The organism is Paenibacillus marchantiophytorum (assembly GCF_014640555.1).
In the GTDB taxonomy this organism is placed as follows: Bacteria; Bacillota; Bacilli; order Paenibacillales; family NBRC-103111; genus Paenibacillus_E; species Paenibacillus_E marchantiophytorum.
The window spans coordinates 109855-127097 of record NZ_BMHE01000005.1; the positions used below are offsets into that span (position 1 = coordinate 109855).

The window sequence follows — 17243 nt, forward strand, 5'->3', positions numbered from 1 at the left end:
GGGTTCCTCCTTTATGCGATACGTGTTCCTGTGAATGTTTGGAAAACTGTCTGTGATGCATCGGCTACGACAGCATTTGAACAATAGAAGTACACATTTACCATATCACCTGCGTTAAGTTTTACTGTTTGAGTCATCCCAATTTGATACGATGTAACACTAGCTACTGTCCCAAATTGATTTGGCCTAAAACCTTCTGTACCATTTATATATAAAGACATGTAAGCATTACTATTTGCAGGCATGGAATTTATCCGCAAATTTGCTGTAAATAAGTATAATCCGCTATCTTTAGCTATAAATGTAGATGTTGCTAAAGTGAATTCCGATTTGTTATCGTAAAAAGTAGCCTGAGAATAATTTACTTTTGTAATGGTTGACGCTGAGAAAACTTGGTTTGAAGCTCCTGTTTGATATGCAAGGAATGCGCTTCTATTTGCTTGTGTGTTATCTCCCCAAGGATTAAGAATTGCGCTGCGGATCGCAGCTCCTGTTCCAAGACTTTCTAAACCAGACGGCTGAGAATTAATTTTAACAATTTCTCCCCCTAAAGTAGAAGCGAGGCTAAAGTTATTATTAGTGCCAGAATTCAAATCGCTGATAAGTTTACCTAAATTAGCTAAAATGGCATAATTTCTATTAGATATTACAGTTTGAACAACATACATCATGCCAGTATTCATTTGTATACCAATTTGTGTTGGTGCTGATGAAACAATAGCACAGCCAGAAACAATAACCCTAGAACTGTTATTTGCTGAAATTGCTGTTCCCGTTGTAGTTGTTATGTTAAAACCTGATAAGACTAATTCAATGGTGTTGTTAATAATACTGTAAAATTGAGATACATTAGCACCGCTATTAGATGATATTAGTAATTTTCCTTGACCGACAAAGCCGTTAATAATAATTGATTCAGCATAAGTTCCTGCTGCTACATTCACGGTAACAAAGTGGTTTATAACTTGTGGAATTTGATTAATAGCAAATTGGATAGTCTTATATGGTTTTACTGCGCTTCCGTCCCCATTATCTGCACCATTTGTAGCATCCACATATAACGTCATATTTGCCGTAGTTTTTTGCGGCACATTATATATTTGTCTAGCTAGAATCTCATTAGCACTAATTCGTGCGTCTTGGTCTGCTTGATTAATTGCTAATGTATCAACAACGGTTTTTAAGTTGCTTGCTGCTTCTCCAGAAACTCCTGTTATTGGAGCAGACAATAGATGTTGGTCAAGGGCAATATATGATATTTCGTATGTTGCTGTTGGGTCGTAGGCACTCGGTATTTTTTGTGCATAACCGTACCCTAATTGTTCTATCGTTGCTGTTCCTACAGGTCTTGATCCGATAAACCAAGCGTCATCACGCCCATTTTTGTAAACTCTTAACAACCTACTGTTTCTATATTTAAGTGGTGACGACAGTGTGTTAATTTGGTTAAAGCCAACAGATATAAAAGAAGCATCTACTTTTTCTCGCACTATAACCCCTTGCCCTACTTCAATCTGATTCAATCCCTCATGCAAAGACATTCCTGCATCTACTTGGATTTCTTCAAATGTTGGTGTAGCTAGTTGATAGGTTAGTTTGTAAGGTGTGTACTTATTCGTATTTATGGATGTTGGTAGTACATTCGTGTAAAATGCAGGGTTGTTAATAACGTTATTAGCCTGTATCCAACCTTTTGTTCCTGTCCCATTGTATGTCCCAGTTACAGGTTGCCCCCATTCAAACATCTTCCAACCATAGAAATACGCTTGTATCTCTTGCACTGATGGAGGATAGCCATTTCCCCACCCTGTATCAGCATTAGCTAAATCGATGTAGAGCGTGTCGTTACTCCAAATGTAAAAATTATCAATGACTCCTGAACCGTAAGGTGTGTCTGTTGTTTCCGATACTGTTTTGCCATCGAACTTAACCATTTTTGCATTATTGGCACTCAAATTTGCATTTGAAAGTGGCAATCCCACTCTACCAAATGTAGCATTGGGTACACCATTAGTTATCCAACCCAAACTACCATCTAGCACCATATCCTTAAATCGCTTCTCAACAAAGTATTTGCCATCACGTTTAAACAACGTGTCATAGACCGTCCCATCTACGGATGAAGCTAACTGTACGTTAGGAAAGGCAAGCATATCGTCATTACGTGGCTTGAATGGTTTAGCTGTTGCTCCAAGGTTTAGTATAGGGTTAGAGAAAATGTACGCTGAACCTGTTCCGTAAACATACGTAGCGGTATTCGTTTCATCTGTGAAGCTAATTAATGATGTCGCAATCACACGTAAAATAGTTGCATTACTAGGCATTGTTAACACTCTACTTGTATTGCCTGATATTACATTCCTGACAAGTGAAGTGCCTGTTATGTCGAGTATTACAATTCGCATGTATGAAGTTGATGGATTAGTCAATGTGTACTGTTGCCCAGAAATTACGGGTACTTCGTAGTACGTACTTAGTTCACCTGTTGACCCACTGGCATTTAAATTTATCGAGTAAGGATTCGTAATAGTTGCGACACCACCAGTGCCATTGTTAACCGTCCATTCGTTAAACGTAGGCAATAAATTCTCCCCATACTTAATTACATAAGGTGCATTGATATGCTTTACATCATCTACGTATGGATATTTAGCTGCAAGTTGATCGACTGTTAACGTCGTCAAGTTACCATATTCTATTGCTGTAACTTCGTATAGTCGGAGACCGTCCATATAACCCGTTGCCGTACCTGTAGAGGTACCCCCGAATACTACTGAACATACTCCACCTGTAGCCGCTGATCCTGTAAATGACGTCACAAGCGTTTGCCATTGGTTCAGCTTTGAAGAATCAAACGTTTTTAAAGATGTGCCTATGTTAGCTCCTAGACTATTTTGTTGAACACTTAATGCCATAACCGCACCGGACGTAGCTGTCATATAAGCATCCATTAAAGCCACATAATATCGTCCCGATACGAGAGCAAAATTATTTTTGTAGGCAAAGCTTGTAGAAACGGATTGGGCAGTCTTAAAGGAGTTTGTTCCATACTTTTTAATGGTGGAATCAAGTGTTACGGTTCCTGCTCTAAAGAATGGCGTAAGATCCTCACAATTACCATCACGCCCCAACAAGTTAACCAAAGTGCGCCCACGAATGTTTATCCCATTAAACGGCGCCCCTTTCGGAGCCGTAACAACCTGCAAACCATTCACCAAATTCACCGCCATAGGCGCCGAATCAGCCAACTGCCCCCCAACCTGAGAATCAATCCGATCCCAGTTGTCATTCAACATCGTGTTAATATCAAACGTGTCATTTCCATCCGTAGACGGGTTCTTCTTATAAAGCCCCATGTTCGTTGTCGAGCTCGGCATATGCGTTTCCCTCCAGGTTAAACGGGGATGAATGGCGCGAAATCGGTCATTTTCCTCGTTTGAATTTGATTGATGGTCATCGTTTGGTGCAGCTGATTGAGCAAGAAGTATTTGTACTGGTACACGACTTGCAAATGTGCCGGTTTGATCTCGTCGATCGCCGCTTTCAGATCGCCAAGATTCGGCGGCGTGCCGAGCGCGTCCACGAACCGCACGGTGAACTGATACGCAGCCGGCTGCTGCGTCACTTGGACCGCGCCGCGACTGTACGCGCTAGCCACGCTCTCGATCAGCTCGACGGTAACGGTCCCAACGCCGCGCAGCTTGGCGTTGATGACCGACCGACGCTGATCGTCGGGCTTGCCCGGCACCGGCGCGATGCCGAGCTCGGCTTCCCAAGCGTCGAGCCCCCACGTGGCGGAGCCGACGAAGAACTGCGCGAGTATCTCCTCCAGGGAGACACGTACAAGATCAAGCTCCGCGCCCTGCGCTTGCAGAATGCCATCCATGATCCGCGAGGTCTCATAATAGCGGGGCAAATATCCCTTCATCCTGTTGCTACTACTCACAGCGTCACCGCCCCAATGACGGCAACTTGCCCAGCGCCGATCACAATGTTGGTCCCGCCACCGTTCAACTGCAAGCCGGCATAATCCTGCACGCCCGGCGTATCGAGCAGCAAGGAGCCGATGCGCACATAGCGTACATACGGATCAGCAGAGAATGCTATTTCCGCTAAATAGCTGCGAACAGTCGCCATAAAATCAGCTTTCACCTGCGCTAAGGTTCGGCTCCCATTCAACGTTACACTGGCCGTGATGCCTACCGAAATTTCGGAAGCCGCAACGACGGTAACGGCTGCACCGATAGGCGCTTTGCCAACCAATGGCGACGCTGGATAAATATACTGCTGCACAGCAGCGACAACGGAAGGCGAAGCGCTTCTTTTGTCCGTACCGATGACAACGACTTTCACGGTGCCTGGACCGTTCCACAAAGGCAGCACCTGAGCAGCGCCAACGCCTGCGACATCGAGCGCCCAGTTGAGATAATCTGCTTTGTTCCCGCTTGTTCCGGGAGACCGAACTTTAGCATAATAGCGATTGAGCAGCGCTGCATCTCCTTCTATTTCAGCTCCACCCGCCATCGGCAAGGCATGACTCACACCTGTAATCCCAGCGATAGGCGAAATCAACAGGCTAATTGCACCACTGGGTACATTCCCCCCTGTCCCGCCATTCACAGCAGATACCAGCACGACAGCACGCCCCGAGCCATCTACAACGCCCACATCCAGCGTCTCAAAAATAATCGAAGCCGTCCCATGATACGTATCCGCCAGCGTTCCGATGCGTGTTCCTTTAGGCACAAGGGTACCCGATGTTCCTCCAAACTCAACGGCTCCTACGGCCTTAACGGCATCCTTGCGAAAAACGCCATGCTCCGCACAACGCAAATCCAAATACGGGCCGAAGGTCGTCCCTGCAAAACCTCGCCGCAAAACCTCCTGCGACTGAATAGCCGCCTGCGCCAACTCGATGGAAGCCGGAGCCAAGGCATCCCACATGTACGATCCCTCGGATTGATCCAAATCGGACGGAAGCCTGTCCAGCATGCGCCCCCGAATGGCTTCTTCGGTCTGCTCGGTCAAATAATCCGGTAAACTAGCCATATTAACTGATCACCACACTTCCCTTTATGTTCTTTTGCTCGCCTCGCACGTTGGTGATTTCACATTGAAACGAACACTCGCTATTTTTCCAATAAAATGTAAAACGACGCACATCCGCTGTACGCGGATCGACTTTCAACGTTTCCGTCGTGATCCGGACGATTTCCATTTCATTCGCCTGCCTGGTCAAATGCCGGGCAATCAAATCCTCAAATTCCTGACCATACGTCCGCGAATATACGAGATGCGCGTAGCGCTCCGTACGCAGCGCCTTTTGACACCATTCCAGCCATGCTTCTGTAGCCGTGCATTCGGCAATTCTCCCCGTCTGGGTCGTTACGAATTCGCCAAGTGAATGGTCAAACTTCGGGCTGCGCCCAAACTTAACCGCTCCTTTGCGCTTCTCCCCAACAAGGGTTCCTGCTCCTGCTCCTGACCCAACCTGCGGAAATAAATTCGGCATCTATTTCACCACCTTGCAGATGATCACAGCATCATTGCCATCATTGATAGGAATCGCCAAGACACGGTCTCCAGACTTCAAGCCATGCTGAAACTCCAAACGCACATCCTCCACCACGGACTCGCCAAAAGCAAACGCCCCCTGCCCGGTCACAGCCCCGCTGCCGCTGGTCAATCCAGTGACACTACCGCCAAGTGTAAAAGCAGGCAGATGCAGCTTCGCCATCCAATCCGCCACATAATAGTCCGCAATCTCATGTTTAAAACGATCCAGCTTGAGTCCCCCGGCCGTCATCGTTCCCAGCTCCGCAGGCAGGCCTGTGATGGCCGATGCCGCATGTCCAGACATCCGATTGTCGAGCGTAGTCGCGAGCTTTTTATACGGATTCATTCATGTAATACCTCCTTCTTACCAGCTCGGGGCTGCCCAGTTCCAGCACCATTTTGCCGGGGTCGCCCAGCTCATGCCGGACGGACATCGCGATCAGCTCCATCCCGCTGCCAGCCAGATCGACCTTATCGCCTGCGCGAATCGTGTTGATATCCAGCGATGTCACGCTGATGGTTTCCTGTACGCCCGCCAGCAGCGCATGTGCGGCCTCTTTGGCTTCGCTGACAGAGTTGTAGCTGCTTTCCTGCACAATTTTCTGCAAGGTGCCCAGCGCTGCAATTTCTCCTTCTTCAACGGCTAGCACTTGTGCGGCAGCATCGTCACCGGCCTCTTTGGTGCCCAGCACTTTTACCTTGGTCACGGCGCCTTCGAGCGTCCTTTTCTGCATAATGCTTATCACATTCTCGCTTGGCTCTAACGACCAAACCACCCTGTTGCTGCCAATTTGCACGAGTTCCAAGCCTGCGACCGTCATGCGGGGGCGATACATCGGACCGCCTTTCTTGGCCGTTTCCTTCAAATCTTTCATCATCATCCCGTAGATCGACTCCGCGCGATAAAGCGCCTTAGCCAGCTTCACTTCCGTATCCGGTAAACGGTCATACCGAATGTTCCAATCATCGGCGTATTTGCGAATGCGCTCGCTCGCCGTCATCCCAGCCGGGAACACATATTCATCCTCGGATTTGGCCAAATAAATCGTGCGATCATACATCGTGACTGTTAGCCGGTCGCTGCGTTCATAGTGATTCTCACACTGCCAAACAACGGCAGGATTCAGCAAATCAACCTGCTCGCTCCCGCCAAAAGGAACCCCCAACACACGAACCGCTTGTCCTGGCTTCATCCCCGGAAAATCCGGTGACACAACCAGTGTCGCCTGGGCCCTGTAGGAAATCTCATCCAACGCCTCTTCCAGCGTCAGCTCATAAATCAAATCCTGAAAGGCGTACCGATCCTCCAGCCAAATATCATAAGCACCTGCCAACCTTAGTGCGGTCATCACGGTATCACCAACTCTTGGTCAGGCTGAATCAGATCGGGGTTATCACCGATAATGGCCCGATTAGCTTCATAAATCTCCCGCCAACGGCCGCCGGAGCCTAGGTTTATTTTGGCAATAGCCCATAGAGAATCGCCTGACTTGACCTTATAAGTAGGAGGCACCGGTTTAATATCAGAACGCGCCTCCCCGCCCGAGCTGCCTAATCGCTCATCCAATGTTCTTACTTTATAGTCATTCCATGTACGAAAAGTCACATCGAAATACACATCGCCCGGCTCGCCGCCCCTGAAGCTGCTGTTATGCGCCGAAAGCATGACCAGCACATTCACATCGGTTTCCGTAATAATCAGCCGCAGCGGTTCCTGGCTCTCCATCCACGTATTCAACTGATTCATCGCCGTTTGTGGATTAGGCAGCGATTTATATTTGCAGTAGCTGGCATCATAATCCGCCGGAAAAAAGGAGGAGAAGGCAATTTCCTTCACCTTCACTCCTTGCGGTACATCCAGCTCACCGCCACGAATAATCGTGATCGTTTCAAAGCTTTTGTCCCGGCGAATGTTCACCTCAGACGGATTGACAGGGAAATGGAGTTTCAAGCCGCTTGGATCTTCCAGCGTAAAATCCATCTGTTTATCAGCCATAAGCGCCCCCTCCGTTCTCTACGCGATTTTGAATGGCTGCATTGATTTGCGAGGCGATTTGGTGCCCGATGGTGAGGGCCAACTCTTCCTCATCCACTTCTTCTTTGGGAAAATTAATCGTGATCCCGTCCACCGTAATCTCATATTGATTAGGCGGCGCAGCCTCCTGACTACCCCCGTTCCCTCCTGAGTCATTCGCTTGCAAGGGATCAGCAGCCGCAGACTCACGACCCGCAGGCAGCAGATCTGTTTTGGATTCCTGATCCTGGGAGGTATCCTTACTCCCAAACAATTTATCATTAATATAGGAACCGGCTTTATCACCAAGCCAACCACCCACAATACCGCCAACAGCTGTCCCTACACCTGGTAAAATAAATGACCCGATCGTGGCTCCCAGCGCAGTGCCTGCTGCGCCTGAACCTGCTTGAATCGCTGCCGCAGCCTTATTATCGGAGGTCAAAATATCTACGGCAGATAGTCCGATACCTAGCGGCTTCAACACTTTCCCACCCATTTTCAGCAGCTTGGCGCCTTTCTTGAACAACTTGCCCAAGCGCCCTCCTTGCGGAGCTGCCGGATTTCCTTCCGGTATCACATCTGTGGCGGGCGGCGCCGGTGGAGGAGTTCCACGGGCTCTTTCCCCTGCGCTAGCTTCCGCTTTATTGCCCTTCGACTTGCTCTTGGGTGCAGCATCGCTTGTCTTCGATTTCGTTTTGCTGCCGCCTCTGCACTTCGTTTTCGAACCGGATTTGGACTTGGTCTTATCCCCGCCCTTGCACTTCGTCTTCTCCTTGGCGCAAGGATCAGTCTTCCCGCCTGCCTTTGGCTTGGTTTTATCTCCCGCAGGCTGTTTGCCTTTTCCCGTAAACAGCTCCTTGAGGATTTTGATCCCCTGTGCAAAACTTTTAAAGCCTGCGCCAAACGCTTGGAACGCCTCTCCCAAAGCCTTAATCGCTTCGGCGATTTTCAGAATTCGATCAATCCACGTATCAATCGGGTTCGTATCCGGTTTGGTGGTCACGCTCACCATCGTCACGGATGCTGAGGCGGAAGCCGACGCTTTAGCCGCTCCTTTCGCCTCCACGTCAATGGATAGACTGCCGCCGAGCCCCTTCAACAAATCGCGAAGCTGCTTGGCGTTCCTGAGGATGTCCTCACCCAGCATCAGCTTCAAATCCACCTTCGTGTGGCGCAAATCCGCCAATTGCAGCAGCAGTCGGTCAATCACGAAGGAGAAATAATCCCTGATCGCAATCGTCGGTCTGGCGGTAATCTGACTTAATTTGGCGCTGGCCTCAGCAGCCTTGCCGAACATATCTTCCAGACGCCTCGTTGATGCGCCCGTCCGGTCCACCATACTGCGCAATCGATCCTGCGCAGCCATCATTTTGGCCATATTGCCAACTAGTACGGTATCACTCATCGCTCTCACCTCCTTGCGCGATCGCGCTCTCGCTGCAGCGCTTGTTCCTGCTCCAGCTCGAGTTCCAAGCTGGCGAGCAGGAACTGCTGCTCACCGCGAGGCAGCTTCCAGAATGCTCCGGGGCGCAGATGGTGACGCGTCCACATCGCATGGAGCATCGCCGGGAGCCCCCCGGAGGCAATTAGTTTTTTACTTCATCCAGCGTCGTGTTGAAACCGCTTAGGTCCAGCACTTCATCCCCAAGCGCAGACAGCTCGCCTGCGAGCAAAATCCGCTTGATCACTTCCTCGCCGGAGCTGGCTTGGTACTTCGTCAGCAGCCTCGAGTCCCCCCAGTTGGGGGACACGGTGGCAGCAGCGATCAACGCAACGTTGAACTGCTCTTCGTCCAAGCGGTCGGTGTGCACGCCTCGGCGATCCGAACGTTCCGTGCAGCGCTCACGCAGCGCAAACACCTGCTTCCCGGTTAATCCGCGCAAGATAATCGGGACGCCGACCCTCGAAAGGGTCACCGTCTTTTCTGGCAATTGATCTGCGTCGAGCAGCTTTTGCAAAATCTGTTCATCCGTTAACATGATCGTGTTCCTCCTCTTTTAGATATCCCTGATCGGGTCATTCAGTGTGTAGCCCTCGAACGTAAAGGAAACTTCCTCCTTCACTTCCTCGCCTGCCGTCCAATTCGCCAGCTGCAGCTTGTCGAGCATCACATTATTCAATGTAATCCGCTCGTAGCCGTAGGAATCGGGATCGCTTAATTTGGAAACGAGACTGAATTTATCGAAGCCACGGGCAATCATCTTGCTGGTCACTTTGAACCCGCTCATCGTTCCCGTTCCCTTCATAGCGCCTTTCTTGTGACGCACCCAAGGGTCGCCGGCAAGATTCAATTCTTTCTTCTGAATTTCCACATTGGCTTCCAAATGGTTAAAATTCGATTGCCATTCCCCTGCAATAAATACCTGGCCATACGTCCCTAAAATAACTCTGCTCGCATCTAAACTCATCGCTAGTCCCCCTTAATTTACGATAAACGTGCCAAAAATTTGTTCCATCACGTCCGTCAGCTTCGCTTCCCACTTGATATACACTTGGTCCGCAGCCGGCGTCAGCACCGAGCCTTGACCATAATAGGCCGGGTTCAAATACACATCGAAATTTGCCGCTTCAATCACACCGGCTTGCGCCAATGTCTGCATATACTGCTTAGCCGCTTCCACTAGTGCCAATCTTCCTTCTTCGGTGTTGTTCACCTTGCCGATATAGCTGTCTTCCGCGGTGCGGAGCAGATCGTTGTTAATTGTATCCATCACGCGAATGGTGCGGATTTTCTTCCAGGCCGCGTTCTGTCCTTGACGCAAGCTGATCAACGCGTTCATACCGCGAAGCGCCTTTACTTTCTGACCGTCATGGTACAAAAGGAAGACCCCGTTCTTCACGGCCGTTTCCTGTTCGCTTCGCGTCCAGCGGCGTGTCACATCACTGAATGGCGCGACTGCGTAGGTGGTCGCTTCGCTTAACTTCTGACCTGCAATGAGGCCAGCAACATAGGCGGAAATATACGCCGAACTATAGCTTGTCCCCGCCAATACAGCCCCAGTTCCCACATTCACGATGGCTTCGTGATTGAATGTTGCGCTTCGCGCTGTCGCTCGGCTGACCGCATCAGCCGCGATATCGTCGGCGGCTGAACCGCCCAGCACCGTGACAATGCCTTTGCCTTCGCTGCGCAAACGCGTCGTCCAAGCAACGGTCGAAGCTTGAATGCTTGCATCCGATAACCCATCCAGCGCTAGAACATGGAACTGCTGGGTTTCAAGCGCACTGAGCGCATTCACATAATCTGTGGAAACAATGGTGCTGATACCGGAGTTGCCCCCTGTTAATGCGCTGCCTGCGACTGGCGCGAGTGTGCCATTGCCTGGAGCGAGTACCGATGCCGTCAACCATACGTTGCTGGCATCCTGATTAATCGCATCGGCTGCCGCTTGAATGGTGCTGCCTGAGAAGGTAAATACTTTGAGAGTCGCTGTTCCTTCAAGAAGCTTCAAATCTTTTTTGGTCCCGTCCACAGCATTCGTCTGTACGATGACAGAGAAGTTATTGCCCCGAGTACCCTCGTATTTGGCCGTAAGCTTCAACACATTGGCCGCTGCGGAGTCCTTCAGGGTCACGCTCGCTTTGGCCGCTGCCGCATCGGCAATCCGGTAAGCGAGCAGCTTTTTCGGCTTGCCGAGCAAAGCCAGCTTCAACACAGCCGGCGCAGTCGCCGCATCCCCTTGATCAACGCCATAAGCATCATAGATGCCTTGCTCACTCGTAATTTCCACAAACTGCCGCACCGCGCCCCAGTTCGCTTTCACAGGCATCGCTACTACGCCTTGCCCGCCAGGCTCAATAGCGCTTAACGCCGCTGCCTCAAAATTCATATAAAAACCCGGCAATACCGGACGATCCGTCCCACTCCAAGTTCCACCTGCCATTATGCCAACACCTTCCTTTGTAAAAAGTTTTGAATACGTTGATTCGCTGCTTCAAGCGTAAATTCAGTCTCTTCGCAACCATGCAAAGCGCCGATCAGCACTTCCGGTTGGCAAGCAAACAGCGCTTGCGATTGAGCGATTAATTCCTCTTGGGGATAGGATGCCGCTTCTGCGGATTCTATCTGTTTGCCCGTTGTTTTCGTCGTACCTTGTTTCAAAATGAATCACCTCAATTATCGATTTGTGTTGCGGTGTGCAGGCCAGCAATGAGCGGGAATGTCCCTTGCGGCACAGCAGCAGTACCACTTAACGTCACGCTAAACGTCCCCGTGGACAAATCGCCAGCGCGAATGCTGACGCCGGCATTCAACACGGTTAGCCACCTGCCGCCGACGCCGGCCATAGGGAGCTTGGCTTGTTCAGAAAGTCCCAACAGCAAAGCCTGGGCAGCCATTTGATACTCGCCTGCCGATCTTGCCGCAAGCTGTCCAACGAACTGTTTGGTCAGTTGGTTGGCTCCTCTTGACGCTGCGGCACTTTGCTCGTTCATGCATTGCCAGGAGACGCTGGGACGGCATGTGCCATTGAACCCGCGATAGACACGCCATGGCGAGCCTAATGCTGTTCCCGTGAACAGCGATATCGCTTCCAGCCACGGTTCTGCGACAGGTGCAACCTGTTTCAGAATCATAACCGCCTTCATGATATAGCGGCCCGATGCATCCTTCTCCTGCAGAGCAGGCAGCGAAGTCACTTGTACCGTGTAAGCCTGTCCGTCCACCTCAATGACGCCTGCTAGCGGATTAAGCAGCTTATGAATGGCGCTCCATATCCGATCCTGCGAGCCCTGCGGTGTTGTGTGCCTCGCACTAAGACTTAGCTTGCGCCAGCCTTGCGGCGCATCAAGCTTGAACTCAGCGCTGCCGCCAACATGACTGAACCATGCGGCTGCATCCGGAGATGCCGGCAAGCTGTCCACGAACAGATTGCTTCCCAGCGTTCCTTCACCCTCCGATTGAAGATAGAGCGCTAATTGATTAGCTAGATTAATCATTCACTTCTCTCACCTCCTTTCGGGCATGTCCTATTAGGTTTGTTTTGAAATTCAACACATTTTTTTCTCTTTCAAACTTTTCCTGCACACATTCCGCCGTTCCACATGCTTCACTCCTTCCGCTCGTCCTCCAAGCAGCCTTCCGAGGGCCTAACTCGACACAAGTCCGAACGATTTATACCAAAGCCTGTTCAGGAACATCGCCTCCCTTATCGGTCTACACAACGATCTTACCACGCCCCTTCGATGGATGAACTGCCAACTAGCGGCCAACTTGCTGAGGGCCTTCCAGCGTCTTCTTCCTGCCGGTTACTTCCAATCGCATCATGTAGGCTAGCTTGCTCATCGCTTTGGCCTTCACCCGGCGGTACGTTCGTTCGCTTAAATTCAGTTCATGGAAGAGCAAGAAATCAAACACCTTTTCCTTTTGCAAATATCGCCTGCGAATCATTTCCTGTTCCTGCTCATCGAGCCTCGAGACGACTTCTTCCACCTCCACACACAAATTTGCCAAATAAGCCGCGGTATCGAGTTCGTTCAAACTTGGCAAATCCGCCGCGGTATCGCCCCCATTCAAACTTCGCAAATCAGCTGCCCTCGGCGCTGGTTTGAAATCTGCAAAAACTCCCCGATCTTTACGCATGCTGCCAATAGACTGATACATCCGCACCATTTCAAGCACCCTTTCCACACGTTTGCGCGTTGCTTTCTGATCGATGTCAGCTTGCTCTATATCTATAATGCGATCCATCATCTGCGATCATCTCCTAAAATTTGTCGTTTTGAATTTCTAAACAAATCATACGATGTCTTGTATCGAATTTCAATACAAAAGTTTTGAATATCAAAACTTTTTTTTATTCTTCCCTCTTGTTTTTTGCACCACAAACCATTTACAATAGAACGAGGTGATGAAGCGATGAAAGATATGGTGCAATTCGGCATACGAATCCGGCATCTGCGAAAGATGAACCAATTCTCTCTCAGAGAACTTGGCGAACGATCCGGTGTCAGTTATTCATTTATTAACTCCATAGAAAATAACCGCTTCAGCCCATCCAGAGAAACGGTTATCGCCCTAGCCGATGCGCTTAACAGCGCAGAAAAGGACGAGCTTCTGCTGCTTGCCGGATTTGCTCCGACGGAAGAAGAAGCACTTGAAGGACCCCATTCAGGCGGTAATTTTGTTGATGTCGATGACCCTGAGGTCAGTTTATTTTTTAAAGATTTTAAGAATGCGCCCAAAGAACGCCGCGATGAGATGCTCCGTTTCTGGCATTTTATTCAGGAGCAGCAGCAATCCCGTAAACCGGACAGCGAGCAATAGTCCGAACTTCTTAACGAATCTACCTAGCCCGTACGGGCTTTTCTTTTGGCTATTTAAACGAACATACATTCCTATAACGAGGTGTTTGTCCTGTTTACACATTATCAAACTACCCCGCTGGAGCAGTGGGTCGAAGCTTTGTTTATCCAGCACGGGATCACAGCACCTGGACATCTGACCATGGCTCATTTGGCAGCAAAGCTTAACATCTGGGTATATACGATGGATATGAGCAGTATGGCTGTCGAGAAGAACGGACTGTTCAGCATCAATGTCGACCGCAGACTATCGGCCAAAGAGCAGTGGGAAGACTTCCTGCACGAACTCTGCCATGTGCTGCGTCATTCCGGCAACCAAATGGTCATGCCTGATCGCTACGTCGATTGGCAGGAGCAGGATGCCACGAACTTCCAGCTCTACGCAGCGATGCCGCTTGCGATGCTGAAGAAGCTTGCGCTGCCTGAGCAGAAGAATGAAATGATTGCTCTATTATCCGAGGAATTCCAAGTCACGTATCGGCTTGCGGAAGCACGCATTGTCCAAATTCAGCGCCGCGTCCTCCAAGGAATTATGGACCAAGAATATCAGCGGCTTACGGAAAGCCAATTCACGAGATACAGCCCCGCCAACTGGTCCGATTCCACTCGTGCCATTATGAACAAGCTGGAGCAATTGAAACAGAAAGGAGCATCTGTCGATGGCTAAGCGCACGGTTTTCTATGATTTTCATGAGGATCATATCCGGCCGTTTATCATGGCGCTGCGCTTTCAACCTCATGAGCTGGATTGGACCAAATCATCTCTATATATCCCTCTAGACGGCCCTTTTCAGCCGCTGATGCTAGAAGAGATCCCGGAGCTCGAAGCCGGCATAACGGTCCTCCTGGATGATCTCATCATCCATCCCGAGCGCCCTCACTCCATTGGCATCAGCCTCTCCTCCATCCAACAAAGACACGCGGCGCATACGGATACCCTGCCAACGATCGTTCATCTCTGGCTTCGCATGAGCGACATCGAAGAGGTGCTGCAGTTGGACAGCCGTTCCTACTATGCGTGGTCACCCAAAGTTGACGAGTGAAGAACACCGTTTTTCCCTTTGGGGAAGAGACGGTGTATTTTTTATCCGAGGAAAGGCTTTCCGCAGTACGTCAGCCCAAACGGAGAAAATTCGGCCCTTGCATTCATCTCTTCCCGTGCACGTCCAGGCAGTTCTCGCTCATGCAGCACTGCCGCATATCTCTATGAATCAGACTTATTTTAATACCAATAAAAACCATTTGAAGAAAAATATTCAATTATGGCAAAATGGTTCAACGACTACTTCCGATGGGGGGTAAGATCAAAGGGAGCACAGCTTGCCTGAATCTCCTGGAGAAGGAGATGTTATTGCAGATATGTATAGTCCGCTTGTAAAAAAGAATAGTGCGAAAAGATAGTACTGAAAAATGAGCAGTATACGTTTGATTCGTTCTTTTATATATTTGGTTTAATATTCCATACCTACTACTCGAAGTAAGAATATTCAACTTATGGCGGGATGGTTATGAAGTTTTTAATACTAAGGAGGGTGATGCCTATGTTTAACGTAGCTTGAAGTGATTTGAAGGTATCTTTCGTGAACAGCTTGTTCAAGTTTTGAAGCTTGCTGAGATGTGGAATTTCTTATGGCGCAGTTCTTGATTGTTTCGAAGTTGTAATAATTTGAGGAGGAATTTTAATGTTAAAGAAAAAAATATTAACCTTTTCCCTAGCTACTATTATTTCTGTTAGTTCAGTTGCATCTTTTAGTACTACAAGAGTATCTGCAGTAGGTCCTGATGATTTTGCAGGAATTGTTGTTGATGTTGGGCAAAAATTCATTATTCCACTCTTACATCAGCTAGCTAATAGAGATCAGGCAAATGGTGGATCTGACGTTGAATTCAAATATTTTCTTCCTGCTGAATTCAAAGAAGGGAAATTCAGCATAAGCGCATTCAATTATTTTAACCCCAAGGGTACTGACACCATATATACGGTTAAAGCATATCCAAAGAATGATCCTAAAAATCCTTCCGTTTACAATTTAAAGTCAGGTGATGAGCTTGAATTAAATACTGGATTTGATACTTCAGAATATATATTGGAATTTTATAAAGCAGGGGAAACTACGCCTTTCGGAAATTACTATTTATCAAAAGAGTTTAAAAACAAAAATTATGGTATAGCTTTAGCACAAAATAACAATATATATTATCTTCAAAAAGAAACAGGCACAGTATATAATGACGATTTGATTGAATTTTACTCAGGTGGTAAATATGATCAATACAAGCCTTACCTAGTATCTAAAAGAGGTGAATTCATAGATAACATATTAAGATTATATCCTGACGTAAGAAATCAATTATATAGACAAAGCAAAAGCATTTCTAAAGGAAATATGAGCTTGCCACAATTTACTCAAAATTTAGATGTATCAAATCTTCTGAAAAATTGGCAAGATAATGAATCTTTAGATGGTTACTTAAAAAATATAGAAGCTATAAGAATAACTGAAGAAAATTCTGCATATAACGAATCGAATATACCGACCAGGATTATATATGCTAATGCGGATGTTACGATTGGAAAAACTGATGCCTATTATGTAGATACTTCTGCAATAGGAGTTAAACCTAATGGATATTTGAAATATAGACTTCCTGTATTAAAGGAAGGACTTTATAAAATCAATGGTGATATAGAAGGCGTTGGTAAGCTTATTTATGGATACAAAGATAGGGCTACGGGACACTTTCATGAACTGAATATTACCGAATCATTTACCAAAGGTTCAGATATTTATGTATGGTTAAAAGCTGGAGTAAATGAATTAAAACTGATTAATAATAAGGAATCCGATATTAAATTTAAGAATATAACGGTAGATTACTTGTCTGGTCGTAAAGACTATATTACAAGTGCAAACAATTCTGTTAACATAACAGATTTATCAAACTTTAAAGGTTCTGGCACTTACCCACCTGTATTCAAAAATAATTATTTATTGTTTTATAGAGGTTCAAACGCTCAGTTTAACATTAACGCTCCATCAAAAGGCAAATATTTAATTACGATAGAAGCATCCATAGAAAATTGGGGTGAAACATATGAAATGAGTTTAAGTAATTTAACAAACAATACTTCTACAACTGAAAATATATATCTAATAGCGGATGCTACTCCAGATTTGTTTGGCGGGGGTTCTTATTCTCCTGTAACAGTAGGTACTAAGACTATAGATCTTGAACAAGGCAATAATACAATTTCTTTTAAAAATATAATTGGCATTGTAAATGTAAAATCCATTAGATTATTAAAGATAAGTTAGTAAAACAAACTATATCAAGAAATTTTCACAATCTTAAAGGTAGCCAAATT

19 protein-coding genes are annotated in these 17243 nt (G+C 47.6%); 4 read left to right on the forward strand and 15 right to left on the reverse strand.

The features are described from left to right. Positions 1-11: 11 nt before the first annotated feature. The 15 genes from IEY34_RS07360 to IEY34_RS07430 all read right to left on the reverse strand — a co-directional run bounded on the left by IEY34_RS07360 (position 12) and on the right by IEY34_RS07430 (position 13265). Positions 12-3377 (reverse strand): hypothetical protein, encoded by a 3366-nt coding sequence (locus IEY34_RS07360; protein WP_189009820.1) that lies wholly within the window; start codon positions 3375-3377, stop codon positions 12-14. A 17-nt stretch (positions 3378-3394) separates the two neighbouring features. After that, complete coding sequence (locus IEY34_RS07365; RefSeq protein WP_189009822.1) at positions 3395-3928, reverse strand: YmfQ family protein; 534 nt, start codon at positions 3926-3928, stop codon at positions 3395-3397. A gap of 14 nt (positions 3929-3942) precedes the next feature. Continuing rightward, positions 3943-5049, reverse strand: a complete 1107-nt coding sequence (locus IEY34_RS07370) for a baseplate J/gp47 family protein (RefSeq protein ID WP_189009824.1) — start codon at positions 5047-5049, stop codon at positions 3943-3945. Between the two features lies 1 nt (position 5050). Then, complete coding sequence (locus IEY34_RS07375) at positions 5051-5512, reverse strand: DUF2634 domain-containing protein (protein ID WP_189009825.1); 462 nt, start codon at positions 5510-5512, stop codon at positions 5051-5053. Next, positions 5513-5902: a hypothetical protein gene (locus tag IEY34_RS07380; RefSeq protein WP_189009826.1), complete on the reverse strand. Its 390-nt coding sequence runs from the start codon at positions 5900-5902 to the stop codon at positions 5513-5515. Further along, positions 5889-6905 (reverse strand): XkdQ/YqbQ family protein, encoded by a 1017-nt coding sequence (locus IEY34_RS07385; protein WP_189009827.1) that lies wholly within the window; start codon positions 6903-6905, stop codon positions 5889-5891. The genes IEY34_RS07380 and IEY34_RS07385 overlap by 14 nt, the downstream gene beginning before the upstream one ends. Beyond that, entirely contained in the window at positions 6905-7537 is a 633-nt protein-coding gene (locus tag IEY34_RS07390) for a LysM peptidoglycan-binding domain-containing protein (protein ID WP_189010128.1), read from the reverse strand. The genes IEY34_RS07385 and IEY34_RS07390 overlap by 1 nt, the downstream gene beginning before the upstream one ends. Positions 7538-7544: 7 nt before the next feature. Continuing rightward, entirely contained in the window at positions 7545-8978 is a 1434-nt protein-coding gene (locus tag IEY34_RS07395; protein ID WP_189009828.1) for a glycine zipper domain-containing protein, read from the reverse strand. A 5-nt stretch (positions 8979-8983) separates the two neighbouring features. Then, on the reverse strand, positions 8984-9124 hold the full coding sequence (locus IEY34_RS07400; protein WP_189010153.1) for a hypothetical protein: 141 nt from the start codon (positions 9122-9124) through the stop codon (positions 8984-8986). Between the two features lie 35 nt (positions 9125-9159). Next, a complete protein-coding gene (locus IEY34_RS07405) occupies positions 9160-9552 on the reverse strand; it encodes a phage tail assembly chaperone (protein ID WP_079414104.1) in 393 nt (130 codons plus the stop codon). An 18-nt stretch (positions 9553-9570) separates the two neighbouring features. Continuing rightward, positions 9571-9981: a phage tail tube protein gene (locus tag IEY34_RS07410; protein WP_189009829.1), complete on the reverse strand. Its 411-nt coding sequence runs from the start codon at positions 9979-9981 to the stop codon at positions 9571-9573. Between the two features lie 12 nt (positions 9982-9993). After that, a complete protein-coding gene (locus IEY34_RS07415) occupies positions 9994-11457 on the reverse strand; it encodes a phage tail sheath subtilisin-like domain-containing protein (protein ID WP_189009830.1) in 1464 nt (487 codons plus the stop codon). Next, positions 11457-11675 (reverse strand): YqzN/YkzM domain-containing protein, encoded by a 219-nt coding sequence (locus IEY34_RS07420; RefSeq protein ID WP_189009831.1) that lies wholly within the window; start codon positions 11673-11675, stop codon positions 11457-11459. The genes IEY34_RS07415 and IEY34_RS07420 overlap by 1 nt, the downstream gene beginning before the upstream one ends. 11 nt (positions 11676-11686) lie before the next feature. Beyond that, positions 11687-12511, reverse strand: coding sequence for a minor capsid protein (locus tag IEY34_RS07425; RefSeq protein WP_189009833.1), 825 nt, complete (start codon positions 12509-12511; stop codon positions 11687-11689). 262 nt (positions 12512-12773) lie between these two features. Then, a complete protein-coding gene (locus tag IEY34_RS07430) occupies positions 12774-13265 on the reverse strand; it encodes an ArpU family phage packaging/lysis transcriptional regulator (RefSeq protein ID WP_189009835.1) in 492 nt (163 codons plus the stop codon). Positions 13266-13430: 165 nt separating this feature from the next. On the opposite strand from IEY34_RS07430, the gene IEY34_RS07435 reads away from it, so the two are divergent. The 4 genes from IEY34_RS07435 (at position 13431) to IEY34_RS07450 (ending at position 17193) form a co-directional block, all read left to right on the forward strand. Beyond that, positions 13431-13838, forward strand: coding sequence for a helix-turn-helix domain-containing protein (locus tag IEY34_RS07435; protein WP_189009836.1), 408 nt, complete (start codon positions 13431-13433; stop codon positions 13836-13838). A 138-nt stretch (positions 13839-13976) separates the two neighbouring features. Then, positions 13977-14543, forward strand: coding sequence for an ImmA/IrrE family metallo-endopeptidase (locus IEY34_RS07440; RefSeq protein WP_189009844.1), 567 nt, complete (start codon positions 13977-13979; stop codon positions 14541-14543). Next, positions 14536-14919: a hypothetical protein gene (locus IEY34_RS07445; RefSeq protein WP_189009846.1), complete on the forward strand. Its 384-nt coding sequence runs from the start codon at positions 14536-14538 to the stop codon at positions 14917-14919. Before IEY34_RS07440 ends, IEY34_RS07445 begins: the two co-directional genes overlap by 8 nt. Positions 14920-15558: 639 nt before the next feature. Further along, entirely contained in the window at positions 15559-17193 is a 1635-nt protein-coding gene (locus IEY34_RS07450) for a carbohydrate-binding protein (protein WP_189009848.1), read from the forward strand. Positions 17194-17243: the final 50 nt, after the last annotated feature.

Bases quoted from the DNA above. Each gene is read 5' to 3' on its own strand.
- IEY34_RS07360 (WP_189009820.1), bottom strand. From the start codon at position 3,377: ATGCCGAGCTCGACAACGAACATGGGGCTTTATAAGAAGAACCCGTCT.
- IEY34_RS07365 (WP_189009822.1), bottom strand. From the start codon at position 3,928: ATGAAGGGATATTTGCCCCGCTATTATGAGACCTCGCGGATCATGGAT.
- IEY34_RS07370 (WP_189009824.1), bottom strand. From the start codon at position 5,049: ATGGCTAGTTTACCGGATTATTTGACCGAGCAGACCGAAGAAGCCATT.
- IEY34_RS07375 (WP_189009825.1), bottom strand. From the start codon at position 5,512: ATGCCGAATTTATTTCCGCAGGTTGGGTCAGGAGCAGGAGCAGGAACC.
- IEY34_RS07380 (WP_189009826.1), bottom strand. From the start codon at position 5,902: ATGAATCCGTATAAAAAGCTCGCGACTACGCTCGACAATCGGATGTCT.
- IEY34_RS07385 (WP_189009827.1), bottom strand. From the start codon at position 6,905: ATGACCGCACTAAGGTTGGCAGGTGCTTATGATATTTGGCTGGAGGAT.
- IEY34_RS07390 (WP_189010128.1), bottom strand. From the start codon at position 7,537: ATGGATTTTACGCTGGAAGATCCAAGCGGCTTGAAACTCCATTTCCCT.
- IEY34_RS07395 (WP_189009828.1), bottom strand. From the start codon at position 8,978: ATGAGTGATACCGTACTAGTTGGCAATATGGCCAAAATGATGGCTGCG.
- IEY34_RS07400 (WP_189010153.1), bottom strand. From the start codon at position 9,124: ATGTGGACGCGTCACCATCTGCGCCCCGGAGCATTCTGGAAGCTGCCT.
- IEY34_RS07405 (WP_079414104.1), bottom strand. From the start codon at position 9,552: ATGTTAACGGATGAACAGATTTTGCAAAAGCTGCTCGACGCAGATCAA.
- IEY34_RS07410 (WP_189009829.1), bottom strand. From the start codon at position 9,981: ATGAGTTTAGATGCGAGCAGAGTTATTTTAGGGACGTATGGCCAGGTA.
- IEY34_RS07415 (WP_189009830.1), bottom strand. From the start codon at position 11,457: ATGGCAGGTGGAACTTGGAGTGGGACGGATCGTCCGGTATTGCCGGGT.
- IEY34_RS07425 (WP_189009833.1), bottom strand. From the start codon at position 12,511: ATGATTAATCTAGCTAATCAATTAGCGCTCTATCTTCAATCGGAGGGT.
- IEY34_RS07430 (WP_189009835.1), bottom strand. From the start codon at position 13,265: ATGATGGATCGCATTATAGATATAGAGCAAGCTGACATCGATCAGAAA.
- IEY34_RS07435 (WP_189009836.1), top strand. From the start codon at position 13,431: ATGAAAGATATGGTGCAATTCGGCATACGAATCCGGCATCTGCGAAAG.
- IEY34_RS07445 (WP_189009846.1), top strand. From the start codon at position 14,536: ATGGCTAAGCGCACGGTTTTCTATGATTTTCATGAGGATCATATCCGG.
- IEY34_RS07450 (WP_189009848.1), top strand. From the start codon at position 15,559: ATGTTAAAGAAAAAAATATTAACCTTTTCCCTAGCTACTATTATTTCT.